The following is a 23,861-nucleotide window of genomic DNA, read 5'->3' on the forward strand; positions in this document are numbered from 1 at the left end:
GAAAATCAAGGCGTTCCCTCCCCCACCCAGAGGTGCAAAATGGCAGACCTGCCGTTCAAGGTGTTCGACGCCGACAACCACTACTACGAGGCCACCGACGCTTTCATTCGCCACATCGACCCGGCCATGAAGAAGCGCTGCATGCAGTGGGCCAACATCGACGGCAAGCAGCGCTTGCTGGTGGCGGGCAAGGTCAACCGGTTCATCCCCAACCCCACGTTCGACCCGGTGTCCAAGCCGGGGGCTCTCCAAGACTTTTTCCGGGGCCGCAACAAAGACGGGGTGGACGTGAAGACTATGTTCGGCGAACTTGACCCCATCTCTGAGCGGCCCGAGTACCGGGACCGCGACAAGCGCCTCGAGCTCATGGACGCCCAGAACATCGAGGCCGCCTTGTTCTTCCCCACTCTGGGTGTGGGCATGGAGCAATCCCTGCGCCACGACCCTCCGGCGGTTATGGCGGCCTTCACCGCATTCAACCGCTGGCTGGCCGAGGACTGGGGCTTCGCCTACCAAGAGCGCATCTTCGCCGCTCCCATGATCTCGATGATCGACGTGGACTGGGCCATTTCCGAAGTGGAGTGGTCCTTGGACAACGACGCCCGCATGGTGGTGATGGTGCCCGGTCCGGTGCCCACCGCCGACGGCGGGAGCCAATCGCCGGGAATGCCCGACTACGACCCGGTGTGGGCCCGTCTGGCTGAGGCCGGCATCACCGTGGGGATGCACGGCGGCGACGGCGGCCTGCACGAATACAACGAGATGTGGGAGCCGACCGAGGACTTCCAGTCGTTCCGTACTTCCACGTTCAAGCAGGTCACTGGCCACGACCGCCAGATTTTCGACACCATGGCGGCCATGGTGTGCCACGGCCTGTACGACCGCCATCCCAACCTGCGGATCGCCTGCATCGAGAACGGGGGGATGTTCGCCCCCCGGCTGGTAGAGGAGCTCAAGATCGCCTACGGCAAGATGCCCAACGAGTTCCAGACCGACCCGGTTGACCAGTTCCTGGCCCATGTGTGGGTATCGCCCTACTACGAGGACGACATCGACCTGATCAAAGAGACGATGGGCGCCGACCACATGCTGTTCGGCTCCGACTACCCCCACGCCGAGGGGCTGGAGGTGCCGACCGACTTCATCTACGACATCCCCAACTTCACCGATGCCGAGGCCAAGGCCATGATGCGGGACAATGCCTGGAACGTGATCAACCCCCGCTCCGCCCAAGCCGCCTGAGCAACGGCCGCCTGAGCATCAACCACCCGACCAGCCGATCGAAAGGGTCCAACACCATGGCCATGCCCACCGACATTCCGATCATCGACACCATGATCGGGTTTCCCAAACCGGACTTCTCCACCTACGACTTCATCCGGTCCCAGACCAAAGACACCCAGTCGTCCGAGGAGTTCGACTTCCCCGTGGAGTACATGTTCAAAGGCGTGCCCAAGGAGCTGTACGGCACCGATGACGACCCCATTCAGGTAACGCTCAAGGAAATGGACCGGTTCAACATCGAGCTGGCCCTGGTCTCCTGCGAGGACGATTCCGGCCAGCGGGCACTGAAGGACTTCCCAGAGAGGTTCATCCCTTCCATGAGCGTCGACCCCAACGACGTGATGGGAGAAGTGCGCCGCATCGACCAACTCCACCGGGAGTGGGGCGTCAAAGCGGTGGGGGCATTCCCCGCGGGCTGCATCCCCCAGGTAGCAATCGACGACGCCAAGTTCTACCCGATCTACGCCAAGTGCGTGGAGCTCGAACTGCCCATCTTCGTGTGCGCCGGCGTGCCCGGCCCCCGGTTCCCGTTCTCCCCCCAGCATGTGGAGCGCATCGACCGGGTGATGTACGACTTCCCCGAGCTCACCTTCGTCACCCGCCACGGCTGCGAGCCGTGGGAGGACCTGGCCGTGAAGCTCATGTTGAAGTGGCCCGGGCTGCACTACTCCACCTCGGCCTTCGCCCCCAAGCACTACCCCGAGGCCATCATCCGCTACGCCAACACCCGAGGGGCCGAAAAGGTCATCTACGCCGGCTACTTTCCTATGGGCCTTTCGCTAGAGCGGATCATGACCGACATGAAGGACGTTCCATTCCGGGACAAGGTTTGGCCCGGATTCCTGCGGGAGAACGCCCGCCGAGTTCTCAAATTGGATTGAGCGACAGGAGACACAACATGAGCGATCAACGAGTTGAGCAAACCTGGGAAACCCCTTCCCTGGAGGAGATCCCGGTCATCTCAAAGATGCACGTCGAGGCCATGGAGTCCAGCGATAGCCCCATGGTGTGGAGCCAGGCGGGCATGCACCATGTGGTAGTCCGCACCATCGGCCGGCGCTCGGGCAATGAGCACAAGGTGGCTCTGCCCTACTGGCGCGATCCCGACGGCCACCGCATCGTGGTGGCGTCATACGCCGGGGCCAAGGCCCACCCGTCGTGGTACTTCAACCTGGCCGACAAAGAGGCCAATCCCGAGCTGCTCATCACCGAGGAGGGCCAGCAGTTCTGGGCCGTGGCCGATATCTGCGACGGCGACGACTACCAGGCCACCTGGGACGGCCTGGTGGCCGACCGGGCCTGGTACGCCGACTACCAGACCAAGGCCCCCCACCGCCGCATACCCCTGGTGCGGCTGGTAGAGCAGCGCCCCGCTTAGGTTCGACAGCCGTGGCGAATCAACCAGTCCGCACCCTGCCGCCAGCCGGGGCCATCCAAGACGAGCGGGAGATCGAAGCCGTGCTCGAAGTTCTGCGCTCGGGCGACCTCAACATCGGCGAGAACGTGGCCCGCTTCGAGGACGAGGTGTCCACGGTGCTGGGCAAGGAACTGGGGGTGATGGTCAACTCCGGCTCCTCGGCGCTGCTGCTGGGCATCGGGCTGCTCGACCTGGAGCCCGGTGACGAGATCATCACCTCGGTGCTCACCTTCTCCACCGACGTGTCCTCCATCATCCAGTTGGGCCTGGTGCCGGTTTTCGTCGATGTGGAGCCCGACACCTTCCAGATCGACGTGAACCGCATCCCCGAGATGATCGGCCCCCGCACCAGGGCCATCATGACCCCCAACCTGATGGGCAACTGTCCCGACTGGGACGTGATCCGGGCCATTGCCGACGAGCACGGGCTGAAGGTGATCGAGGACTCCTGCGACGTGTTGGACACCCGGCTGCGGGGCACTCGAATCGGCGCCCGCAGCGACATCAGCCTCACCAGCTTCGCCATATCCCACTCGCTCACCTGCGCGGGCAACGGCGGCATGGTGGCCATGGACGATCCCGAGATTCACGACAAGTGCCTGACCCGGCGCCGCTGGGGACGGCGGTCAGAGTCCTACCTCTACGGCTCCCGCAAGGGGCAGGACACCCGTTGGGGCCCGCTGGACGACGGCACCATGTACGACCAGATCTTCATCTTCGACGACCTGGGCTACAACCTCGAGCCCTCCGAGCTGGGGGCGGCCTACGGGCTGGTGCAGCTCTCCAAGCTCCAGGAGTTCAACGCCCGCCGTCAGCACGCCTTCGATCGCTACAACGATCTGCTGGTCAACTACACCGACAAGGTGATCCTCCCCCGCACCACCCCCGAACTGGAGACCACCTGGATGCGATACGGGTTCATCCTGCGGCCCGAGTCGGGGTACGACCGTACCGATGTGCAGAACTTCCTCGAAGACCGCAATGTGCAGTCCCGCATGGTTTGGACCGGCAACATCCTCCGCCAGCCCGGCTTCTCCAATATCGAGCACCGGGCTCCGGCCGACGGTTTCCCCAACGCCGACTTGGTAATGAGCCATGCGCTGTGCATCCCCACCCACCACGGGCTGGGATCAGATGACGTCGGGTACGTGGTGGACACCCTCTCCGAGCTGTTCGGGGGCTGAGCCGCCCCGCTGAATAGGGGCCGGGCCGGCGACGCTCTCAGCCGCCGGCGAACTGTCCCATGTCGAAGTAGTCCGACCAGCGGGCGATGCGCCCATCGCGCACCTCAAACACGCCGCACACCGGCAACGCCAGCTTCCCGTCGCCGGAATTGATGTAATCGGTTCGCTCGTTCAGGACCACATTGCCGTTGGCCGCTTGGTGGTGGGTCTCAAACACTATGCCTCCGGACGTGGCGAAGAACCCCTCCAAGAACCCCCGAATGGCCTCGGCCCCCTCCAAAGGATCCATCGGCACGTTGTGGTAGACGGCGTCGTCAGTGAAGTAGGCCATCAGCTCATCGGCATCGCCATTGGCCCACGCGGCGCAGAACGCACTCACCAGTTCGCTGGGATCGGTCGGCAGATCAGACATCGCTTTCTCTCCTATCGTCGAATCGTCTTATCGGGACGCCCAGCATGGCCCCCAGCATGCCTGCTCTGCCAAATGACCAAGAGCCTCTAGCGCACGGCTCAGGGATGTGCTATTTTAGAAAACAGTCCAGCTAGCCTGTTTTTGGCGATTGAACTTAGGGGGGATCCCATGCGGACAGAAAAGACCAAGTCGACCCGAAGCTGGAGGATTATCGCCGTGCTCTTGGCGGTTCTGGCACTCGTTGCTGTCAGCTGCGGCAACGACGACGACTCCCGAGGCTCTCAGTCAACGATCACGTTGGCGGTCAACCCGTGGAACGGCTCAGCGGCCAACGTGGCGGTAGCCGCCCAACTGCTGGAGAGCGAACTCGGCTACACCGTCGAATTTGTCGACATTGACGAGAACGCCCAGTGGGCCGCGATAAACACCGGCGACATCGACGCTTCGCTGGAGGTATGGCCATCGGGTCACGCCGACAACGTGGCTGACTACATCGACAGCCCCGACGGCAACGTGGACAACGCCGGTTTGATCGGCCCCGTCGGCGAGATCGGCTGGTTCATGCCCACCTACATGGTGGAACGCGAGCCGGCCCTGGCCACTTGGGAGGGCTTCGCTGATCCTGCTCTAGCCGGATTGTTCGCTACCGCGGAAACCGGCGACAAAGGGCAGTTCCTCAGCGGCGATCCCAGCTGGACGATCTACGACGAGCAGATCATCGCCAATCTCGGGCTTCCGCTGGAGATTGTCTACGTCGGCTCTGAGGCCGGCATCCTGGCTTCGTTGGACGCCGCCTACAGCCGCGAAGACCCGGTGCTGTTCTACTTCTGGACACCGCACTCGGCATTCGGCACCTATGACCTCACCAGGGTGGCCCTGCCCGCCTACAGCGATGAGTGCTACGCCCGGGATGCCGATGGAGGCATCGATTGCGACTATCCCGAAGACGCCCTGTTCAAGATCGTCAACGCCGACCTGGCAGAGAACGCCCCTGATGCAGATCACTTCCTGCGGGCTATGAGCTACTCCACCGCCGACCAGATCTCGATGCTGGCGGCCATTGAGAACGACGGAATGTCCGTGGATGATGCCGCAGCTCAGTGGATCGAGGCCAACGAGAGCGTCTGGAGCGCTTGGCTCCCCTCCTAGGCTCCAGCTGAGAACCGGTGTCGGCGGCTTGCGGGAGCTGCCGACACCGGTTCTCTCTTCCTCTCTCTTTAGGAGCAGTCGTTGTACGACTTCATCATCGTCGGAGGCGGCTCTGCGGGCTGCGCGTTGGCCAACCGTCTAAGCGCGGACGCCAACGCCCGAGTTCTGGTGTTGGAAGCAGGGCGCCGGGATTACAAGTGGGATGTGTTCATTCACATGCCCGCGGCCCTGGCGTTTCCCATCGGCAGTCGCTTCTACGACTGGAAATACGAAAGCGAGCCCGAGCCCCACATGGGTGGACGACGGGTCTACCACGCCCGGGGCAAGGTGCTGGGCGGCTCCAGTTCCATCAACGGCATGATCTTCCAGCGAGGAAATCCCGCCGACTACGACAAATGGGCCACCGAGCCCGGCATGGAGAACTGGGACTACCGCCACTGTCTGCCGTACTTCAAGCGCCTGGAAACCTGCCTGGCCGGACCAGACCAGTGGCGGGGTGGCGAGGGGCCGCTGGTATTGGAGCGGGGACCGGCTGACAGCCCCCTGTTCACCGCCTTCTTCAAGGCAGTGCAAGAAGCCGGTTTCGAGTTGACCGACGACGTCAACGGGTACCGCCAAGAGGGATTCGCGGCGTTCGACCGCAACGTCTACAAAGGTCGACGGCTCTCTGCATCTCGGGCCTACCTGCATCCAGTGATGGATCGCAAGAACCTCAAGGTGGAGACCGGCACCCTCATCAGTCGGGTACTGTTCGAACAGAACCGGGCGGTGGGCGTTGAGTACCGGCGAAGGGGACGGACCCATACCGCCCGGGGGGCGCACGTTCTGCTGTGCGCTGGGGCATTCGGCTCGGCCCAGCTTCTGCAACTCTCCGGAGTGGGTCCGGCCGATCTGCTGGAATCGCTGGACATTCCGGTGATCGCCGATCTGCCCGGCGTGGGTGAGAACCTTCAAGACCACTTGGAGGTGTACATCCAGTACGCCTCAAGCCAGCCAGTGTCCATGCAGCCAGCCCTCAAGCTGTGGCGCCGGCCCTGGATCGGCCTGCAATGGCTGGCCCGGACAGGTCCGGGCGCCACCAACCACTTTGAAGGGGGTGGCTTCGTGCGCTCCAACCCCGACGAGGCATACCCGAATCTCATGTTCCACTTCTTGCCGCTGGCCATCCGCTACGACGGCTCATCGCCGAGCAGCGGTCACGGCTACCAGGTGCACGTGGGACCCATGTACTCGGATGCCCGAGGCCAATTGCGGATCAAGTCGCGTGATCCCAAAACCAAGCCTGCCCTTCAGTTCAACTACCTCTCCACCGAGCAAGATCGCCGTGAGTGGGTGGAGACCATCCGAGTGACCCGCACCATCATGAACCAACCGGCGTTCGCCCCCTACAACGCCGGGGAGTTGTCGCCCGGGCCCGATGTCTCCACCGATCAGCAGATCATGGACTGGGTGGCCCACGATGCCGAGACCGCGCTGCATCCGGCCGGAACGGCCCGCATGGGCACCGATGACCAATCGGTCGTGCATCCCAAGACAATGGAGGTCCACGGCACCGACGGGCTGATGGTGGTAGATGCCTCGGTGATGCCCACCGTTACCAACGGCAACATCTACGCGCCGGTGATGATGATTGCCGAAAAAGCAGCTGACCTCATACTGGGTGGCGAGCCGCTTCCCCCCGAAGACGTCCCGGTCTATTCCGCTGAACCGATCAGGTCCCGAGCCGCTCCATGATCGCCGATCAGGTTGGAAACCAGGTCGATCACCTTCCTGCGTTCCTCCGCGGTGGGCGGTGCCAGTCCGAACAGGTCGATGAGCCAGAGACCGTCGCCCACGATCCGGGCCAACAGCGCCACCACATCGTCGAGACCGTCGTCGTGGCGAAGCCGGTCTTGCCAGATTTCGAAAGTTTCCCGCGTGCTGTCCAGCAGATCGTCGTCCACCGCGGCTGCGGCCAGGATCGACACCGCCGTATCGGTGGCCGCCTGGGTCGGCTCCCGCACGTAGTCGAGATAGGCCAGGGCGAATGCTCCCCGGCGGGCGTCAATGCCATCGGCCAGCACATTGAGCTCGTTGTCGAGGACTCCCATTACCTGGTTGAGAAGCCCGATGATCAACGCGTCTTTGGAGCCGAAGTGATAGAGGAAGCCGCCCTTGCTCACCCCGGCCTGGGCCGCCACCTTGTCGAGGGTCAGCGACGACACCCCCTCCTGTTTGATCACCTCGGCGGCCGCTTGCAGAATGCGGTCACGGGTCAGCACCGCACGCTCCTGCACTGGCAGATTCCTGGGTCGCTCCTTCGATTCCGCCATTGCGGAGTCAGGGTACTCCAAGCCGATACCCGTCTGAGCGGACGGTAAGGTCTAGGACTGGGGCGCAATGGACAAAGCCAGCGAGACAGTCCAAGTCCGAGTTGAGGGCGTCTGGAAAGTCTTCGGAAGAAAGCCACGCGAAGCAAGGGAGATGGCCCAGGCCGGGGCCACCCGTGAAGAGATCCAAACCGCCACGGGAAGCGTGGTGGCCGTACGCGACGTCAGCTTCCATGTGGACGCCGGGGAGACGTTCGTGGTCATGGGGCTCTCCGGTTCGGGAAAGTCCACCCTCATCCGGTGCGTTTCCCATTTGGTGGCGCCGACCGAGGGAACCGTTGAGCTGTGCGGCACCGAGCTCACCCAAGCAGACAGCGCCAAACTGCGCGAGTTGCGCCGCCAAAAGATGGCCATGGTGTTCCAGCATTTCGGCCTGTTCCCCCATCGCAAGGTGGTGGACAACGTGGCCTACGGACTCGAGGTGCAGGGAGTAGATCGCCAAGACCGACAAGACCGTGCCCGGGAGCTGTTGGACACGGTCGGGTTGGACGGTTGGGGCGACCACTATCCCCAACAACTCAGCGGCGGCATGCAACAGCGGGTGGGATTGGCCCGAGCCCTCGCCGTCGATCCCGAAGTGCTGTTTTTCGACGAGCCGTTCTCGGCCCTCGACCCGCTCATCCGCCGGGACATGCAGGATGAGCTCATCGACCTCCAGATGAAGCTCCAGCGGACACTGGTATTCATCACCCATGACTTCGCCGAGGCGCTGAAGCTGGCCGACCGGATCGCCATCATGAACGACGGGGCCTTCGTTCAGGTCGGCACTCCGGTGGAAATACTCACCAGTCCGGCCGATGACTATGTGCGGGCGTTCACCCAGGATGCCCCGGTGGCCAAGGTCTTGCAGGCCTGTACGCTGATGCGGCCCCTCGACGGTGCCGCAATCGACCCCGGTTGGCCGCGGGTCTCGTCAACAACACCTCTGGAGGTCGCCCTCCCCCACTTGCTCGGGTCCACCTCCCCCGTGGTGGTGTGCGATGAGGATGGGCCGCCGGTGGGATTGCTCCACGGGGACGATGTCGCAGGCGTGATTTCTGAGAACCGCCCATGACAATGGTGCCATGACAAATGTGACCGAGGCCCGCCGCAAGGCCAACGGGCTTCGAACCGGGTCTGACAGCCGTATGGCCCGCTTTGTACTGGCCGTCGGCGCCATTGTCGTGTTGGTTCTGCTCTTCCGGCTGTTCACCAATTTCGATGTCTTCCCAGAGTCCTGGGATGTCGGGCTGGCCGACCCCATCGACCGGGCCCGACGATGGCTGATCAACAACCAGACCTCCCACTGGCTGTACACCGTTTTTTTGAACCCCATCACCGACGCCATCGACTGGGGCATCCGCCGGTTGGAATCCGTCCTCAGGTGGTTCCCGTGGTACTCCTATCCGCTGTTCACCGGCGTTGGTCTGTGGTGGGCCCGGGGGCGAGTGGCCGGTGCACTGGGCCTGGCCAGTGTGACGTTGATTGGAGTGATCGACCTCTGGGAGGAGTCCTTCGCCACCCTGGCGCTGATGGGGGTATCGGTTCTCATTTCCATGGTCATCGGCATACCGCTGGGAATCGCAGCCTGGCGCAGCGACGCCGTCGCCCGGGTGGTCCGCCCCACCCTGGACGCCATGCAGACCATGCCGGGGTTCGTCTATCTGATTCCCTTCGTGCTGTTGTTCGGGGTTGGACGGGTACCGGCGCTGATTTCCACCGTGATCTTCGCCCTTGCACCGGTGGTGAGGCTGACCGAGGTTGGGCTTCGAACCGTTCCTCAGGTCACCGTCGAAGCATCCGAGATGTTCGGGGCCACCGAGCGCCAGACGCTGCGACTGGTCCGCCTGCCCCAAGCCCGACCGGCCATTTTCGCGGGCATGAACCAGACCACCATGCTGGCCATGAGCATGGTGGTCATCGCCGCCTTCATCGGCGCGGGCGGACTGGGCCAAGTGGTGCTGCGGGCCATGCAGAGCATCGAAGTGGGCAAGGCATCGGAGGCCGGCATCGCCATCGTGATCATGGCCATCGTGCTCGATCGCTTCTCCACCGGCATCGCCACCGCCGACCCCGGTCGCGATGCCCAAGCCATCAAGTGGCTCACCCTTGTTGTCGCAGCAGTGGGCATCGTCGGTGGCCTGCTGGGCCACAACGCGTTCCCCGAGTCACTGAATTGGCAGTTCGCCCCCTATGTGGACGACGCCACTGACTGGGCGCGGGACAACCTGTACGACATCGGCGGCTCGGGGATCGGCACCGGCCCGTTCAGCGACTTCGTCACCCTCGAGTTCGTCACTCCTCTGCGAGAGTTGCTGGCGTCCGACATCCCGTGGCCGGCCATGATCGGGATCGGCGTTGTCCTCGGTCTGTGGGCTCGGGGCATCCGGTTGGCCATCGGCATCGGAGCAGCGTTGTTCGCCATCGGGTTCTTGGGCATGTGGGCGCTGTCCATGGACACCTTGGCCCAAACCATCGTGGGGGTGGCCATCACGCTGATCATCGGTCTGCCAGTGGGGATAATGAGCTCCCACAATGATCTGCTGCGAACGGCCTTGAAGCCGGTGCTGGACTTCTTTCAGACCATCCCCAGCTTCGTGTTGCTGGTGCCGGTGATCACCCTCTTCCACGTGGGCCGCATCCCCGGAATCATCGCTTCGGTGATCTATGCGCTTCCGGCCGCGGTCCACTACACCGACTTAGGGTTGCGGCGGGTACCGGACGAAATCCACGAGGCCGCCGAGAGCTTTGGAGCGACCCGCAGCCAGCGTCTGCGTCGGGTGGAGATGCCGCTGGCCGCACCCGAGCTGATGGTGGCGGTGAACCAGGTGATCATGCTGATCCTGGCCATGGTGGTTATCGCCGGGTTGGTCGGCGGCGGCGGGCTGGGCCTGGAGGCCGTCCGGGGCCTGCGGCGCAGCGACGCGGTGGGCCGGGGTTTTGAAGCAGGCATCGCCATCGTGCTGCTGGCCAGCATCCTCGACCGCCTCACCCGGGCCATCGCCGACCGCCTCCGCCCTCCGGCGGCGGTTTGAGCACCCCCGCGGCGCAGTTCCTCTAGATCAGCGAGTGTCCTCAATCCAGGCCGCAGTGGCAGCCGACTGCTTGGTGCCGTCGAAAGATATGCGCTGTGTGGGCTCCACCTCGAGGATCACCCGCCGAGGAGAGTCCAAGAATTGGGTGAAGTGGCCCTGCATTTCCTCATCAGGGTGAAGGGCAGCGGCCAGCTCGGGATAGAACCAGGCCTTGGTCTCGTCGTCGTCATGGAGGTTGCATATGCCCTTGTAGGTCACTGTCTGCCGGCGGGGAACGCCGGCCGCGCCGGTGCTGGTTACCACAATGCATACTCGGGGGTCTCGGCGCACTGCGGCGATGCGGGCCCGCTGGCCGCTGGCCGTGAGCCAAAATCGGCCCTCACGCCAGATGAAGCTCATGATGACCCCCACCGGCCACCCCTCCTTGTTGGCCCAGATGAACGTGCACTCGGTTTGAGCAGCCAGCATGGCCTCCTCAGCTTCGGCGTCCAGCCACCACTCCGTTACGTCCTCGTAGTCGGCCGTCCCCACACTGGGTGGTTGTTCTTCGCTCATCGGTGCCTCCGCCCGCTCAGCCTTGGGCCATTGTTTGTACTTGGGATCGAGCGATCTTGCCCAGAGGACTGCGGGGAAAGGCGTCCACGAAGCAAATCTCGCTAGGCACTTTGTAGGAGGCCAGATTGGCCCGGCACCGCGCCAGCATTTCGTCTGCCGTCAGGGCGACGCCGTCAGCCGGCTGCACGAATGCCACCACGACCTCACCGAGGCGGTCGTCGGGCCGACCCACCACACAGCACTCGGCCACCCGGCTGTCGGCCCCTAACACCCGCTCGATCTCGGCGGGGTAGATGTTGTTGCCGCCCCGGATGATCATCTGGCTGCGGCGCTCCACGATGTACAGCTCGCCATCGGCATCAAGTCGGCCCAGGTCGCCGGAGTGGACCATCCCGCCTCGCAGCGTCTCGGCCGACAACTCGGGACGGCCCCAATAGCCCAGCATGGTGCGGTACACCCCGGCCCAAGGGCCGTCCTGGCGAGGGCCGAAGCAGATCTCCCCCACCTCTCCCACCTCCACCGGCCGATCGTCGTCGTCCAGCACCCGCACGTCGATGTGGGGCAGCGCCCGTCCGCAGCTTCCTTCAATGATCGGACGGTCGGGATCTTGGCGGGTCACCAGCGTCGGCCCCTCAGTGATTCCCAAGCTGGTGGCCGGCTTGGTGCCGAATCGCTCCTCAAACAGCAGCTTCACTGACTCCGGCATCGCCGCGCCTCCCACCCGGGGCTTGGTGAGGGTGGACAGGTCGTCGGGATTTACCTCGGGATGGGTCAGCAGGTCGTACGCCACGGTGGGGACCACCGCGAAATGGGTAACCCTCTCCTGTTTGATCCAGCGGGCCAGCGACACCGGATCGTGGCGGTCGGCAATGGCGCAGACGGCCAGCGCCTGGATGGTGGTCAGGCCGTGTAGCACCTGGAGATTCAGGATGGTCAGGGGGTGGACGCACAAGAACACGTCATCGGCGTCGTAGCTACCCCGGGCCACAGCCACTGCCCCCGGCAACAGGGCATTGTGCTGGCTGTGCATCACCCCCTTGGGGTTGCCAGTGGTGCCCGAGGTGTAGGCGATGGCCGCCACCGCCAGCGGATCGCACTCGGGCCACGGGTCGAGGGGCTCGGCCTCGGCCACTCTCGCCCGCCACTCGTCCAGGCCGATCACCCGGGGGGTGCCCACATCTTCGTCGGCATCGGCAGTGAGATACAGCGAGGGCTCGCAGTCGTCTATCAGATAGCGCTTCTCCGGCGGGGCCAGCACGGTGTGAACCCCCACGAACACCGCTCCCTGGGCCCAGATGCCCATCAGGGCGGTCACGATGTCGATGTCGTTGCCCAGCGAAACCGCGACCCGGTCGCCGGCACGCACCCCCAATTCACCTAGTGCCGCGGCGGTACGGGACACCTCGTCGACCAGTTCGGCATACGTCTGGCGTCCCCGCGCTCCCACCAGGGCGGTCTTGTCGGGCACTGCGGCCACCGCCCGCTCCAGAAGCGGGCCCAGGGACAGGGGTTCGCTGAAGTCGATCGGGGCGACGTCCGGCACCGGCCCATGCTACGAGAGGCCTCTATCCTCAGGCCATGAGCGCATCCATTGCATTCGGCACCGGCAAAGTCCCCGAAGACCTCACCACCTACGGGGCTTGGGCCCGCCAAGTGGAGAGTTCCGGCTTCTCGATGGTGGTGGCGGGCGACTCCCAGTCGCTGTGGGCCGATCCATTCCTCACCCTTTCTGTGGCCGCCAACCACACCGACAAGGCGCTGCTGGCCACCACGGTCACCAACCCCGTCACCCGCCACCCGGCCGCGGCCGCCTCCACCGCCATGGCGCTCCAGCAGATTTCCGGAGGGCGGTTCCGCTACGGGATCGCCTCGGGCGACAGCGCGCTGCTCAACATCGGAGAGAAACCGGCATCGGTGGACTACCTCCGGGATTACACCGCCGCGGTCAAAGCGCTCAGCAACCGCGAGACAGCACGCTGGCAGGGCAAGGACCTGCACATGCGATGGGGTCCCGCCCCCGTACCGGTGTGGATCGCCGCCGAAGGGCCCCGCACCCAGTTCATGGCCGGGCAGATAGCCGACGGGGTGATCCTCTCCAACAGCCTGCCCGCTGACGTGTGCGACATCGTCCGGGACAACGTCGCCGCAGGCGCCCGCTCAGTCGGGAGAGACCCTGATGAGATCGAAATTTGGTGGTTCGCCAACCTGCTGTTCGCCGAGTCGGAGGAGGCCGGACTGGAGCAGATCAAGTTCCTGATCGCGGGAACTGCCAACCACGTCTACCGATTTCACATGGACGGGAAAGGCCTTCCCGAGGACATCAAACCCCGGCTGGTCGCCATGATGGATGAGTACGACAGCCGCCACCACGCCTTCGCCGACGGCGCCAACGTCAACGCCGGGCTGGCCGACAAGCACGGCCTCACTGAATTCCTGGCCAGTCGGGGCACCATCGCCGGCCCACCCGAATACTGCATTGACCGGTTGACCGAGTTGGCCGAACGGGGCGTCAACAAGATGGTGCTGGCCCAGTTCATGGAGGACAAAGAGGGCTGGATGCGCACCTTCGCCGACGTCGTCGCCCCTGTTTTCTGCCGCTAAAGGCTAAACCAGGTCCAGTAGGTGGCCGAGGCGCTGTTGCTTTGTGCGGAGGTAGTCGACGTTTTCGGTTCGAGGAGGCACTTCGAGGGGAACCCGGCGAGCGATCTCTAGGCCGAAGGAAGCCAATCCGTCGTGCTTGGTGGGATTGTTGGTCATCAGCGCAACCCGCTTGACCCCCAGCTCGGCCAGGATGGCGGCACCGATGCCGTAGGTGCGGGCATCCACCGGCAATCCGAGCTCCAGGTTGGCGTCCACGGTGTCGCGGCCCTCGTCTTGAAGGGCGTAGGCCTGAACCTTATGGCCGATGCCGATACCCCTTCCCTCATGGCCCCGCAGATACACCAATACGCCAGTGCCGCAGTCGGCGATGGCGTCCATGGCGGCGTGCAGTTGAGCCCCGCAGTCGCAGCGCCACGAGCCGAACACATCCCCAGTGAGGCACTCGCTGTGTACCCGCACCAGTACCTCGTCGGCGCTGTCTAAGTCGCCGAGGGCGAATGCCACATGCTCCTCGCCGTCGTCCATCGATTCGAAGGCGTGGCAGGTGAAGCGACCCCAATTCATGGGTACCTCGGTGGTGGCGATCAACCTGATCTCGGGTTGGGGTCTCATGAGACTGCCCTGAGAGTACCGCCGCGAGCAGTCAAACAGTCAGCCCAAGCGGAGTATGTGCTGGCAAGCAGGGAGATAGCCCAAGCGACATACGCTTTGCCCATGCGATTCGGCGTGATGATGCAGACCACCGACCGGTCCATGTCGCCCATACTTCTGGCCCAAGAGGCAGAAGCCCGAGGCTACGCCTGCATCTACCTGCCCGAGCACACCCACATCCCGACCAGCAGGCGCACCCCGCCGCCCACCGGTGAGGAGGTGCTGCCCGACACCTACTTGCGCACGCTCGACCCATATATCGCCTTGGCGGCCTGCGCCCAGGCCACCACAACTGTGGAACTGGGAGTGGGGGTCGCACTGCCTGCCCAACACGACCCCATTGCCTTCGCCAAGCAATGTGCCACCCTCGATTGGATGAGCGGGGGTCGTCTGGTGCTGGGCGTGGGCTACGGCTGGAACCACGAGGAGATGGAGAACCACGGGATCGACGTGCCCCGCCGCCGCGCCCGGGTGCGCGAGCACATGCTGTGCGCCCAGGCATTGTGGGGAAACGAAATCGCCGAGTTCCACGGCGAGTTCGTTCACATGGAACCTTCGTGGTGCTGGCCCAAGCCGATCCAGCAGCCCCGCATCCGCACCATTGTCGGTGCGGCAGCCAGCCCCACCACGTTTGCCCACATCGCTGAGTTTGGCGACGGATGGATGCCCATCGGCGGGGCCGGGATGCGAGCCGCCCTGGCTGACCTGGCCGAGGCCATGACTGCCGCGGGGCGAAGCATCGACGAGTTGGAACTGGTCACCTACGGCACCCACCCCGAACCCGGAAAGCTGGCCTACTACCGAGACATCGGCATCACCGAGGTGGTACTGCGGTTCCCCCACGGAGGCTCAGCAGACGAAGTGCTGCCGGTGCTCGACGACTACACCCGCTGGATTGAAGAATTTGGGGGGAAATAGCGGCTATTCCTCGCCGATGTCCAGCACGGTGCGGACAACGCCGCCGGTATCAAGCTCGTCGAGAGCGGCGGTGACGTCGTCGAGAGGACGGTGCTGGGTGATCAGCTCGTCCAGCAAGAGCTCGCCGGATCGGTAGAGATCGAAGATCCACGGGAAGTCCCGAGCGGGCGAGGAGTTGCCGTACATGCTGCCGGTGAGCGCCTTGCCGAAGTAGATCTCGTTCGCGTCGATGTGGAACGGGGTGCCCGCCGGAGGCCCGCCCACCATGACCGCCAACCCGCCCATGCCGATTGAGTTCCAGGCATTCATGTAGGTGGCCCCAGTGCCGATCACCTCGAAGGCATAGTCGGCGCCCCGGCCCCCCGTCATCTCCATCACCGCGGCCACCGGATCGTCGTCGGACGCATTGAGCGTATGGGTGGCCCCGAATCTCTCGGCCAGGGCCAACTTGTCGGCCAGCAGGTCCACAGCCACGATCTCGGCCGCGCCCATCAGGCGGCAACCCTGGATCACGTTGAGGCCCACACCTCCGCACCCGTAGACCACGCACGTGCTGCCCCGGCGGACCTTGGCGGTGTTGACCGCTGAGCCCACCCCAGTGGGCACCCCGCAGCCCACCAAACAGGCCACATCCAAGCCCACACCGTCGGGCACCGCCACTGCCTTGGAGAAGTGGACCACGGCGTGCTCGGCGAATGACCCCACCGTGCAGAACGAGTGATGGATCTCGCCGTTCCGCTCGAAGCGGTGGCCACCGTCGTAGTAGGTGCCGATGGGGAAGGCGGGCAGCACCTGGCAACGGTTGGCGAAGCCCGCCGCGCAGGATCGGCACCGCCCGCAACTGGCCACCAGCGACAGAACCACCCGGTCGCCGAGATTGATCCCGGTGACGCCCTCCCCCACATGCTCCACTACACCGGCACCTTCGTGGCCGAGGATCATGGGGGTTTCCCAATCGCGGTTGCCGTGGTAGACGTGCAGGTCGCTGTGGCAAATGCCGCTGTGGGTGATCCGAACCAGCACGTCTTGGGGGGCCAGGCTGCAGATGTCCAGCTCCACGATGTCCAACGGCGCATTCGGCTCCCGATAAACCGCGGCCCGTGTCTTCATGGTGTCGCCTCCCAATTTCAGCTGTCTCCACAGCCTTTACAACGGTACTCGTGGAGTCATCTCCCAACCCCGCCGGTCAGTCGTAGCCGAGATCAAGGCCGGAGAAGCCGTTGGAACGAATCACGGTGATGGCCCAGAACACGGCCAGCATGCCGCCATAGAGCAGCAACACGAACCGCATCGACACAAGATCGCCTAGGAAGCCACCGATCAGCGATCCGACCGGCAGCCCGGACAGCACCGACATCAGCCACACCGACATCACCCGGCCTCGATACTCTTCGTCCACCTGCACTTGCAGAGCGCTGTTCACTGTGACCCCGTGGGCCATATGGGCTGCACCGAACACGAAGTAGCCCAACATTCCAAATACCAACCACGGGGAGAAACCAACCAGTAGTACTCCCACGGCGTAAACCCCGACGGCGGCCATCTCCACCCGGGAGCGAAGGTGGCGGTCGCCGAAGTTGGTGACGTACAAGCCCACCACCAGCGATCCGAGTCCGAATGTGCCGGTGAGCAAGCCCAAGCCGCCGCCGCCAATCGAAAACACGTCGTCGGCCACGCTAGCCACCAGGGCGAAGGCGAAGACCGCTCCGACGCAGGCCACCATGAAAGAGGTGAACATCACCAGACGCATGGCTGGGCGGTGCCTGACGTATTCCAGCCCGTGGCGGAACTGCATCAAGAACGGCTCCTGTTTAACCGGTTCCGCCGGCCGCAGCCTCATCGGCGCCATCAAGGCCAAGCCCAGGGCGAAGCCGACGATGGTCACCGCGAAGGCTGGTCCAGGTCCCAAAAGGTACAACGTGCCACTAGCGAGAAATGGCCCTAGGGCCCGTCCAACCGTGAACGACAGCGATACAAACCGAACCGCTGACAGAAGATCCTCAGGAGGCACCAACAGCGCGGTCATCGCCTGGGTGGGTGCCCACTGGAACCCAGACGCCACTCCCACCACCACTTGGATGCTGATCATCAGCCACGGGGTGAGGAGATCGGCGGCGAATAGCACCAAGAACGCCGCCGAGCAGGCCAGCTGGGTCAAGAATGATCCGAACAAGATGGCTTTGCGGCTGATCCGGTCGCTCCAGATGCCGGCCACCGGGGTCATGAACAGCGATGGAATCAGCACCGCGAACGCCGAGCCGCCCACCCAGAAGTTCGAGTCGGTCAGCTCGTTCATGTAGAAGGGCACGGCCAGCGACTGCATGAACTGCCCGGTGGTGGCGATGGACACTCCGATGAAGAAGAGCAGAAATGAGCGGTGTGACAGGGCGCGGAGTGCGGAGGACTGGGCGGGCACGATTAACCGACAGTACAACCCCAGCTAAGGAATCTGGTCGTCTGGCGCTGATATGCCAACATCGACCAATGACCCAACATGAATCTGAGCCCATGTTGGTCCGCAATCGCCATGGCAGTGGATCATTTCGCCGACGGCTGCGCATGATTGCCCCCGACGACAAGACCGTGATTGTGGGGCTCGAGGACGACATGCACCACTACGAAGCCGCATTGACCCACGACGGACAGCGGATCACCGGGGCGGACGCAGCCGGTCCTCGAATGCCCTGGGAGCCGTGCGCGGGGGCGCTCGACCAGCTCCAGCTCCTTGTGGGATGTCCTCTCACCCGCTCCGCATACGAGGTCTTCACCTGGACCGATGTCCGCCAGCAGTGCACCCACCTCTACGATGCAGCCGTTCTCGGGGTGCTTCACGCCGCCCGGGGAGAAACCGACACCCGCCAGTACGATGCCACCGTACCTGACTGGCACGAACCTCCTTTCGACGCTTGGATCGAAAGGGATGGAGTTGAGGTGCTCCGTTGGCGGATGGCCGCCCGACTGGAGATCGAATCCCCCGAGCCGTTCTCTGGTCGTGCGATCAAGGGCGGCTTCGTCCGCTGGTGTGAACAGCTTCTGGATCCCGAAGAGGCCGAGGCAGCTTGGGTTCTCCAACGCACCACCTGGCTCTCAAGCGCGCGGTTCAGCGAGCTAGAGGACTGCGACGACGCCATCGAATCGGGTTTGGTGGCGAACGTGTGCTGGACATCGCAGCCCGAGCGCTATCACGTCGCCTTTCGCCGCCGGGGAACGCTGCGCGATCACGGCCCCAGTCCCGACGGAATGCTCGTCGACATGCCAACCCGTTGGCCGCAGCTTCACAACACCTGAGAGAATCGAAGATATGGCCTTGCAAGAACCGGAGGAGGGACTGTTTGCCGAACAGTTCCAATCCATTACCTCCAACATCGGGCGGGCCATCATGGGCAAGGCCGATGTCCTGGACCTTGCGGTGACTTGCCTGCTGGCCGAAGGGCACCTCCTGATCGAAGACGCCCCTGGCGTCGGCAAGACCAGCCTGGCCAAGGCCCTGGCCATCACCGTGCAGGCCGAATTCGGCCGCATTCAGTTCACCCCCGACCTGCTCCCTTCCGATGTCGTGGGAGCCACCATTTGGAACCGTGCGGCCAACACACTGGACTTCCAGCCCGGGCCAGTGTTCTCCGGCATCGTGGTGGCCGACGAGATCAATCGAGCGTCCCCCAAGACCCAGTCGGCGCTGTTGGAAGCCATGGCCGAGCGGCAGGTTACCGTGGATGGAACCACCCATACGCTCCCCCGGCCGTTCATGGTGATCGCCACTCAGAACCCACTGGAGCACGAGGGCACCTATCCGCTGCCCGAAAGCCAACTCGACCGCTTCTTGATGCGGATCGAGGTGGGCTACCCCTCGAGACAAGCTGAGCTCGACATCCTCGAGGCCCACGGGACCGACAACCCGCTGGACTCCCTTCGCCCCGCGCTCGACTCGCAGTCGGTCAACGCGCTGGCCGACCACGCCAGCGCCGTGTTCACCGCCCCGGGGATAAAGCGCTACCTGGTACAGATCGCCAACGCCACCAGGGACCACCCCAGCCTCATTCTGGGTATGTCCACCCGGGCCACCCTCGCGCTGCAACGGGCCAGCCGGGTGCGAGCTGCTTCCCAGGGGCGCGACTACGTGCTCCCCGACGACATAAAGCAGCTGGCCGTGCCGGTCTTGGCCCACCGGCTGCTGCTGAACCCCCAAGCCCGAGCTCGGGGCACGCCACCCGCGCAGATTGTGGACGAGGTAATGGGCTCGGTTCCGGTCCCGGTCGACTAGCCCCACCGTGCTCACCCCCTCAGGCTGGCTGCTCCTAGTCGGATCGGCGTTGCTGGTGGCGGCGGGCCGGATACTCGGTTCGGCCGAGTTGCTGGCAGTGGGCGTCGCCGGGCTGGCGGTGGCGATCCTCTCGGTGGCCTATGTCAAGGTCCGCCAGCCGCTGCGGGTGATTGCCCGCTCGCTCAAACCCCAGGAAGCACACGTCGGCGACGACTGCCAGGTGAGGCTGGAGATGGCCAACCCCGGCCGGGTTCGCACCCCGGTGCTGCGCCTGGCTGATGACATTTCGTTCACCACCAAGCGTTCCACCAGCTCCTTCCAATCTCCCGAGCTGATGGTGGCACCGGTTCGAACCGATGAGGGTCTGACCGTGGCCTACCGGCTCCCCACCGAGGAGCGGGGTCGGGTCATCGTGGGACCGCTATCGCTGACGGTGACCGATCCACTGGGCATGTCAGCCCGCCGCTTCCAGTTCGGCGGCCAGGCCGAGGCGCTGGTCTACCCCGCGATGTACCCCATCGGGCCTCCCCCCCGCCTGCCGGGGAGCTCGTTCGATGCCGTCCGTCGCAGCCCCATGGCCCAAAGCGGCGAAGAGCTCTACGGCCTGCGCCCATTCCAGAGGGGCGATGATCCCCGTCGCATCCACTGGCGCTCGTCGGCCCACCACGATGAGCTGATCGTTCGCCAATTCGAGGAGTTCTCCCACACCCATACCACCGTGCTGCTTGACACTCGGAGCGCGCAGCTGGACGCCGAAGCCGGCTTGGAGCGTTTCGAGGCAATGGTCTCGGCTGCCGCCAGTATCTGCCGGGCAAGCCAGAACCGGGGAGACCAAATCCGCCTGACCACCACCGCGGACTTTGACAGCGCCTTTGGAGCCGACTCCGCCCACCTGTACAAGATCTACGAGCACCTGGCTCTGGTCAGCCCCGACATCGGCGGCCTGATCGGTGCGGTCGAGCGGCTCGGACGGGAGCACGGCGGGGGGCTTATCGTGGCATTGGCCGCCGCCGTCGACGGTACCGAATCCGGTTCTCTAATGCCTCTGGGCTCCCAATTCAGCTCCAAGACTGTGGTGCTGTTCGCCGGTTTGGATCTGGCCGAACCGGGGCCGCTGCCGCACCAGTTCGTCCCCGGTACGACCGTGCTGATGGTGGACGGGGCCATGGGATTCACCGAGGCGTGGTCCGCCCACACGGCCACCGGCGAGGAACCATCCACCCCGCCCGGCCCAGCCGCATCGACCAGCTCCGGACTCCGCCCATGAACGCTCCTCGCGCTTCAAGCGGGTGGGAAACTGCTTTAGAGGCCGCCGGGCCGATCCTGACCGCGTCCACTGCCTTCAGCCTCGTCCGCGTCTTCGACGGAGAAGACTGGGTGCTGCCAGTGTTCATCGCCGCGGCTATCGCCCATCTGTTGGCGCTGATCGCTCGCCGCATCGGCTGGGGAATGCTGATTTCGACGCTGGTATCCGGTGTCGGCCTCATTCTGACGGTCACCTGGGCCCTCTATTGGGAAACCGCCTTTTGGGGTCTGCCCTCCGCAGACACCCAGACGGCCTTGGCCGACAGCCTGGAGCAAGCCTGGAACGATTTCGGCGAGCTCAGCGCTCCAGTGGAGCCGGTTGACGGATTCACCGTGAGCGCCGTGGCGGCAGTCTGGCTGCTTGCCTTCTTCAGCGACTGGACGGCGATGAGAATGCGGGCCTTATTCGAGTCCATGGTGCTGCCGATCGTCGCCGTTGGATTCACTGGCCTGGTAGGCACCGACGAGCGCCGGGTCCTCACCATTGGAGCGTTTACCGCGGCCCTGCTGGTGTTTGCCACGATTCACCGGGTTGCGGCCCGCACCGCAGGTACTTCCTGGCTGGGGGGCGAGGGCCGCGCGGCGAGCGGACGCCGGGCGCTAGTGGGCGGAAGCGTCGCCATCGCCGCGGTGGCATTGGCAGGGGCAATTGCCGCGGGACCGGTTCTCGGCAGCAACGACGACCCATTGATCGACTTGACTGAAGCCGTCGAGCGGGGCCGGCGAAGCTCGGGGAGGGTGGTTATCAGCCCCCTGGTGGACATCAGGGGCCGACTGGTGGGCCAGACCGACACGGTGATGTTCCGGGTGAGAACTGAGGAGCGGTCCTATTGGCGCCTCACTGCCTTGGACGAGTTCGACGGACAAGTGTGGACGTCTCGAGCCGATTACGCCGCTCGCCCTACGCAGCTGCCGTCGCTGTTCCGGTCGGGCTCCAGCGTGCAGACCTCGGTGCAGGAGTTCAACATCGAACAGCTCGGCGCGGTCTGGCTGCCCGCGGCGTTCGAACCCCGGTCGTTGGTCACGGCCGCTAGTGACATCAGCAATGGGGACATCAGCTATGAACCCTCCTCCTCAACGCTCATCGTGGGCCGCTCCCTGGCCAACTCCAATCGCCTGACCTACACCGTCACCTCAGCACTGCCCCGATTCGACCCCGAGACCCTCAAATCAATCCCCCTCCAAACCGATCTGGAATCACCGGCAGACTCATTCGTGTCGCTGCCTTCGGGCTTCAGCCCCCGAGTGCGGGAACTGGCCGCCCAGCTGACCGAAGGTGCCGCATCGGGCTACGAACAGGCTCTGGCCCTTCAGAGCTTCTTCCGCAGCGGGGCCTTCGCCTACGACGCCAACGTGGCCCCCGGCCATTCTGGAAACCGCATCGAAGAGTTCCTGAGTATCCGAAGGGGCTATTGCGAGCAGTTTGCCGGGACATTCGCGGCCATGGCCCGCTCGGTGGGCCTGCCGGCACGAGTCGCGGTGGGCTTCACCGTGGGCGAGGCCGACCCGGTTGATCCAAACCTCTACGTAGTTCAGGGCAAGCACGCCCACGCCTGGCCCGAGGTGTACCTGTCCGGTGTGGGATGGGTGGCATTTGAGCCCACGCCGGGCCGAGGCGCCCCCGGCGCCCAGAACTACACCGGATTGGCCGAAGCCCAGGCGGTTGGCGGTCCCGATCTGCAAGGCCTGGAGGACGAACCAGTCCCCGAATCTTTCAGCCCTCTTGAGCCCTCGACCGATTTCGAGAGCCTGTTTCCCCCCGACTTGGTGGAATTTGTCGATACCGAAGGGGAAGCCCTCGGCGACCGGGGTGGGATCACCTGGAAGACATGGGTTGCCATTCTGTCCTCCTCGCTAGTCGTGGTGCTGATCATGCTCATCCCCTGGCTCCGCAAGTTTCAGAGCCAGCGGCGCTTCGTGAGGATCACCGGGAACCGGGGAAAGATCAGGCTGCTGTGGACAGAGACCGTGGAGGCGTTGGCGCTCATAAACATGAACCCCCGGCCCGACGAGACCTACGCCGAATTCGCCCGCCGGGCCATTGAGCAAGTCCCGCTTCACAGCCCCGACTTGAGGCAACTGGGCGAGTTGGCCTCGGCCGCGACCTTCGCTCCATCGGAGCCAACCGATCACAACCAGTGGCTGGCCCGAACCTGGTCGCTGTCGGTGCGCTCCGAGGTCAACTTCAGGGTGAGGTGGTGGCAGAAGCTCGCCGCGGCGTTCAATCCCCGGCCGCTGTTGATTTCACGGCGTCAGCCGCGGCGCGGCCCCAGTTGGACCATCGGCCCCTGACCGCAGTCAAGAATGCCGTCAGGGACGCTCGGCGTCGCCGCGGCGCAGGCGGTTGAGAATGCGGCGGCCCGGCGTGCGCAGGAAGGTGCTCACGTCGCCACGGTTGATGCTGTCGCTGATCTGCTGAAGGCCGAATCGCCCCAATTGGCGCAGATTGCTCCACCCCCACAGCGAGGCGGCCAGCATGACCAAAAAGCCCAGGAATGAGAGCCAATACGAAGTGGAAAGGGTCACGATCATGAATATCAACCCGACAATGCAGCCCAGAATGGCGAGGCGGAGATTGCGGGCAGGGTGGGTGAACACCGTGGTTCGGCCGACCTCGCGTGCCAGCGCAGGGTCGGTTTCATAGAGCCGTTCCTCTATTTCGCTAAGGATGCGTTGCTCGTCCTCGGAAAGTGGCACTGTCTAAGTGTCTCACAGGCCGACCTGTCAGACAATGCCAGCGA

The 23,861-nt window shown here is 64.4% G+C and carries 22 protein-coding genes; 14 read left to right on the plus strand and 8 right to left on the minus strand.

Annotation, left to right across the window (positions count from 1 at the left end; all coding sequences use genetic code 11):
- The first annotated feature begins 39 nt into the window (after positions 1-39).
- Genes ACOGXH_RS10695 through ACOGXH_RS10710 form a run of 4 tightly spaced genes read left to right on the plus strand, consistent with a single transcriptional unit; the run spans position 40 to position 3,885 of the window.
- Positions 40-1,242, plus strand: coding sequence for an amidohydrolase family protein (locus ACOGXH_RS10695; RefSeq protein ID WP_419929094.1), 1,203 nt, complete (start codon positions 40-42; stop codon positions 1,240-1,242).
- A 56-nt stretch (positions 1,243-1,298) separates the two neighbouring features.
- Positions 1,299-2,165: an amidohydrolase family protein gene (locus ACOGXH_RS10700; RefSeq protein WP_419929095.1), complete on the plus strand. Its 867-nt coding sequence runs from the start codon at positions 1,299-1,301 to the stop codon at positions 2,163-2,165.
- A gap of 17 nt (positions 2,166-2,182) precedes the next feature.
- Positions 2,183-2,662 (plus strand): nitroreductase/quinone reductase family protein, encoded by a 480-nt coding sequence (locus tag ACOGXH_RS10705; RefSeq protein WP_419929096.1) that lies wholly within the window; start codon positions 2,183-2,185, stop codon positions 2,660-2,662.
- An 11-nt stretch (positions 2,663-2,673) separates the two neighbouring features.
- Positions 2,674-3,885 carry a DegT/DnrJ/EryC1/StrS family aminotransferase gene (locus tag ACOGXH_RS10710; RefSeq protein WP_419929097.1) on the plus strand — a complete coding sequence of 404 codons (1,212 nt, stop codon included), beginning with the start codon at positions 2,674-2,676 and terminating at the stop codon, positions 3,883-3,885.
- Positions 3,886-3,922: 37 nt separating this feature from the next.
- Here ACOGXH_RS10710 and ACOGXH_RS10715 read toward each other — a convergent pair whose 3' ends face one another.
- Positions 3,923-4,297, minus strand: a complete 375-nt coding sequence (locus tag ACOGXH_RS10715; RefSeq protein WP_419929098.1) for an SgcJ/EcaC family oxidoreductase — start codon at positions 4,295-4,297, stop codon at positions 3,923-3,925.
- A 168-nt stretch (positions 4,298-4,465) separates the two neighbouring features.
- On the opposite strand from ACOGXH_RS10715, the gene ACOGXH_RS10720 reads away from it, so the two are divergent.
- Both ACOGXH_RS10720 and betA read left to right on the plus strand, forming a co-directional pair.
- Positions 4,466-5,446, plus strand: a complete 981-nt coding sequence (locus tag ACOGXH_RS10720) for an ABC transporter substrate-binding protein (protein WP_419929099.1) — start codon at positions 4,466-4,468, stop codon at positions 5,444-5,446.
- An 81-nt stretch (positions 5,447-5,527) separates the two neighbouring features.
- A complete protein-coding gene (betA, locus tag ACOGXH_RS10725; RefSeq protein WP_419929100.1) occupies positions 5,528-7,180 on the plus strand; it encodes a choline dehydrogenase in 1,653 nt (550 codons plus the stop codon).
- Here betA and ACOGXH_RS10730 read toward each other — a convergent pair.
- Positions 7,141-7,758 (minus strand): TetR family transcriptional regulator, encoded by a 618-nt coding sequence (locus ACOGXH_RS10730; RefSeq protein WP_419929101.1) that lies wholly within the window; start codon positions 7,756-7,758, stop codon positions 7,141-7,143. The two genes, betA and ACOGXH_RS10730, sit on opposite strands and share 40 nt — an antisense overlap.
- A gap of 151 nt (positions 7,759-7,909) precedes the next feature.
- Between ACOGXH_RS10730 and ACOGXH_RS10735 the strand changes: the two genes are divergently transcribed.
- Together ACOGXH_RS10735 and ACOGXH_RS10740 are read left to right on the plus strand one after the other, a co-directional pair.
- Positions 7,910-8,869: a quaternary amine ABC transporter ATP-binding protein gene (locus ACOGXH_RS10735; RefSeq protein ID WP_419929102.1), complete on the plus strand. Its 960-nt coding sequence runs from the start codon at positions 7,910-7,912 to the stop codon at positions 8,867-8,869.
- A 10-nt stretch (positions 8,870-8,879) separates the two neighbouring features.
- Positions 8,880-10,829: an ABC transporter permease gene (locus ACOGXH_RS10740; RefSeq protein ID WP_419929103.1), complete on the plus strand. Its 1,950-nt coding sequence runs from the start codon at positions 8,880-8,882 to the stop codon at positions 10,827-10,829.
- A gap of 27 nt (positions 10,830-10,856) precedes the next feature.
- Here the strand turns inward: ACOGXH_RS10740 and ACOGXH_RS10745 are convergent, their stop codons facing one another.
- On the minus strand, positions 10,857-11,384 hold the full coding sequence (locus tag ACOGXH_RS10745) for a pyridoxamine 5'-phosphate oxidase family protein (protein ID WP_419929104.1): 528 nt from the start codon (positions 11,382-11,384) through the stop codon (positions 10,857-10,859).
- A 16-nt stretch (positions 11,385-11,400) separates the two neighbouring features.
- On the minus strand, positions 11,401-12,927 hold the full coding sequence (locus tag ACOGXH_RS10750) for a class I adenylate-forming enzyme family protein (protein ID WP_419929105.1): 1,527 nt from the start codon (positions 12,925-12,927) through the stop codon (positions 11,401-11,403).
- Between the two features lie 35 nt (positions 12,928-12,962).
- On the opposite strand from ACOGXH_RS10750, the gene ACOGXH_RS10755 reads away from it, so the two are divergent.
- Positions 12,963-13,985 carry an LLM class flavin-dependent oxidoreductase gene (locus tag ACOGXH_RS10755; RefSeq protein ID WP_419929106.1) on the plus strand — a complete coding sequence of 341 codons (1,023 nt, stop codon included), beginning with the start codon at positions 12,963-12,965 and terminating at the stop codon, positions 13,983-13,985.
- A 3-nt stretch (positions 13,986-13,988) separates the two neighbouring features.
- Here ACOGXH_RS10755 and ribA read toward each other — a convergent pair whose 3' ends face one another.
- Positions 13,989-14,597 (minus strand): GTP cyclohydrolase II, encoded by a 609-nt coding sequence (gene ribA, locus ACOGXH_RS10760; protein WP_419929107.1) that lies wholly within the window; start codon positions 14,595-14,597, stop codon positions 13,989-13,991.
- Between the two features lie 102 nt (positions 14,598-14,699).
- On the opposite strand from ribA, the gene ACOGXH_RS10765 reads away from it, so the two are divergent.
- On the plus strand, positions 14,700-15,554 hold the full coding sequence (locus tag ACOGXH_RS10765; protein ID WP_419929108.1) for an LLM class F420-dependent oxidoreductase: 855 nt from the start codon (positions 14,700-14,702) through the stop codon (positions 15,552-15,554).
- Between the two features lie 3 nt (positions 15,555-15,557).
- Here ACOGXH_RS10765 and ACOGXH_RS10770 read toward each other — a convergent pair whose 3' ends face one another.
- Together ACOGXH_RS10770 and ACOGXH_RS10775 are read right to left on the minus strand one after the other, a co-directional pair.
- Positions 15,558-16,664 carry a Zn-dependent alcohol dehydrogenase gene (locus ACOGXH_RS10770; RefSeq protein WP_419929109.1) on the minus strand — a complete coding sequence of 369 codons (1,107 nt, stop codon included), beginning with the start codon at positions 16,662-16,664 and terminating at the stop codon, positions 15,558-15,560.
- A gap of 76 nt (positions 16,665-16,740) precedes the next feature.
- Positions 16,741-17,970 (minus strand): MFS transporter, encoded by a 1,230-nt coding sequence (locus ACOGXH_RS10775; protein WP_419929110.1) that lies wholly within the window; start codon positions 17,968-17,970, stop codon positions 16,741-16,743.
- 68 nt (positions 17,971-18,038) lie between these two features.
- Here ACOGXH_RS10775 and ACOGXH_RS10780 point away from each other — a divergent pair, with 68 nt between their 5' ends.
- From ACOGXH_RS10780 to ACOGXH_RS10795, 4 genes are read left to right on the plus strand one after another with little or no spacing between them, the layout of a single operon-like run.
- A complete protein-coding gene (locus ACOGXH_RS10780; protein ID WP_419929111.1) occupies positions 18,039-18,842 on the plus strand; it encodes a hypothetical protein in 804 nt (267 codons plus the stop codon).
- A gap of 13 nt (positions 18,843-18,855) precedes the next feature.
- Positions 18,856-19,815, plus strand: coding sequence for an AAA family ATPase (locus ACOGXH_RS10785; protein WP_419929112.1), 960 nt, complete (start codon positions 18,856-18,858; stop codon positions 19,813-19,815).
- Positions 19,816-19,822: 7 nt separating this feature from the next.
- Positions 19,823-21,082: a DUF58 domain-containing protein gene (locus tag ACOGXH_RS10790; RefSeq protein ID WP_419929113.1), complete on the plus strand. Its 1,260-nt coding sequence runs from the start codon at positions 19,823-19,825 to the stop codon at positions 21,080-21,082.
- Complete coding sequence (locus ACOGXH_RS10795; protein WP_419929114.1) at positions 21,079-23,412, plus strand: transglutaminaseTgpA domain-containing protein; 2,334 nt, start codon at positions 21,079-21,081, stop codon at positions 23,410-23,412. The genes ACOGXH_RS10790 and ACOGXH_RS10795 overlap by 4 nt, the downstream gene beginning before the upstream one ends.
- A gap of 18 nt (positions 23,413-23,430) precedes the next feature.
- On the opposite strand, the gene ACOGXH_RS10800 is transcribed toward ACOGXH_RS10795, so the two are convergent.
- Positions 23,431-23,817, minus strand: coding sequence for a DUF3040 domain-containing protein (locus ACOGXH_RS10800; RefSeq protein WP_419929115.1), 387 nt, complete (start codon positions 23,815-23,817; stop codon positions 23,431-23,433).
- Positions 23,818-23,861: the final 44 nt, after the last annotated feature.

Origin of the sequence: Candidatus Poriferisocius sp. (genome assembly GCF_965208355.1) — a bacterium.
Lineage (GTDB): Bacteria > Actinomycetota > Acidimicrobiia > Acidimicrobiales > Bin134 > Poriferisocius.

Bases quoted from the DNA above. Each gene is read 5' to 3' on its own strand.
- ACOGXH_RS10780 (WP_419929111.1), top strand. From the start codon at position 18,039: ATGACCCAACATGAATCTGAGCCCATGTTGGTCCGCAATCGCCATGGC.
- ACOGXH_RS10705 (WP_419929096.1), top strand. From the start codon at position 2,183: ATGAGCGATCAACGAGTTGAGCAAACCTGGGAAACCCCTTCCCTGGAG.
- ACOGXH_RS10720 (WP_419929099.1), top strand. From the start codon at position 4,466: ATGCGGACAGAAAAGACCAAGTCGACCCGAAGCTGGAGGATTATCGCC.
- ACOGXH_RS10740 (WP_419929103.1), top strand. From the start codon at position 8,880: ATGACAAATGTGACCGAGGCCCGCCGCAAGGCCAACGGGCTTCGAACC.
- ribA (WP_419929107.1), bottom strand. From the start codon at position 14,597: ATGAGACCCCAACCCGAGATCAGGTTGATCGCCACCACCGAGGTACCC.
- ACOGXH_RS10765 (WP_419929108.1), top strand. From the start codon at position 14,700: ATGCGATTCGGCGTGATGATGCAGACCACCGACCGGTCCATGTCGCCC.
- ACOGXH_RS10795 (WP_419929114.1), top strand. From the start codon at position 21,079: ATGAACGCTCCTCGCGCTTCAAGCGGGTGGGAAACTGCTTTAGAGGCC.
- ACOGXH_RS10745 (WP_419929104.1), bottom strand. From the start codon at position 11,384: ATGAGCGAAGAACAACCACCCAGTGTGGGGACGGCCGACTACGAGGAC.
- ACOGXH_RS10700 (WP_419929095.1), top strand. From the start codon at position 1,299: ATGGCCATGCCCACCGACATTCCGATCATCGACACCATGATCGGGTTT.
- ACOGXH_RS10770 (WP_419929109.1), bottom strand. From the start codon at position 16,664: ATGAAGACACGGGCCGCGGTTTATCGGGAGCCGAATGCGCCGTTGGAC.
- ACOGXH_RS10735 (WP_419929102.1), top strand. From the start codon at position 7,910: ATGGCCCAGGCCGGGGCCACCCGTGAAGAGATCCAAACCGCCACGGGA.
- ACOGXH_RS10755 (WP_419929106.1), top strand. From the start codon at position 12,963: ATGAGCGCATCCATTGCATTCGGCACCGGCAAAGTCCCCGAAGACCTC.
- ACOGXH_RS10785 (WP_419929112.1), top strand. From the start codon at position 18,856: ATGGCCTTGCAAGAACCGGAGGAGGGACTGTTTGCCGAACAGTTCCAA.
- ACOGXH_RS10695 (WP_419929094.1), top strand. From the start codon at position 40: ATGGCAGACCTGCCGTTCAAGGTGTTCGACGCCGACAACCACTACTAC.
- ACOGXH_RS10715 (WP_419929098.1), bottom strand. From the start codon at position 4,297: ATGTCTGATCTGCCGACCGATCCCAGCGAACTGGTGAGTGCGTTCTGC.
- ACOGXH_RS10730 (WP_419929101.1), bottom strand. From the start codon at position 7,758: ATGGCGGAATCGAAGGAGCGACCCAGGAATCTGCCAGTGCAGGAGCGT.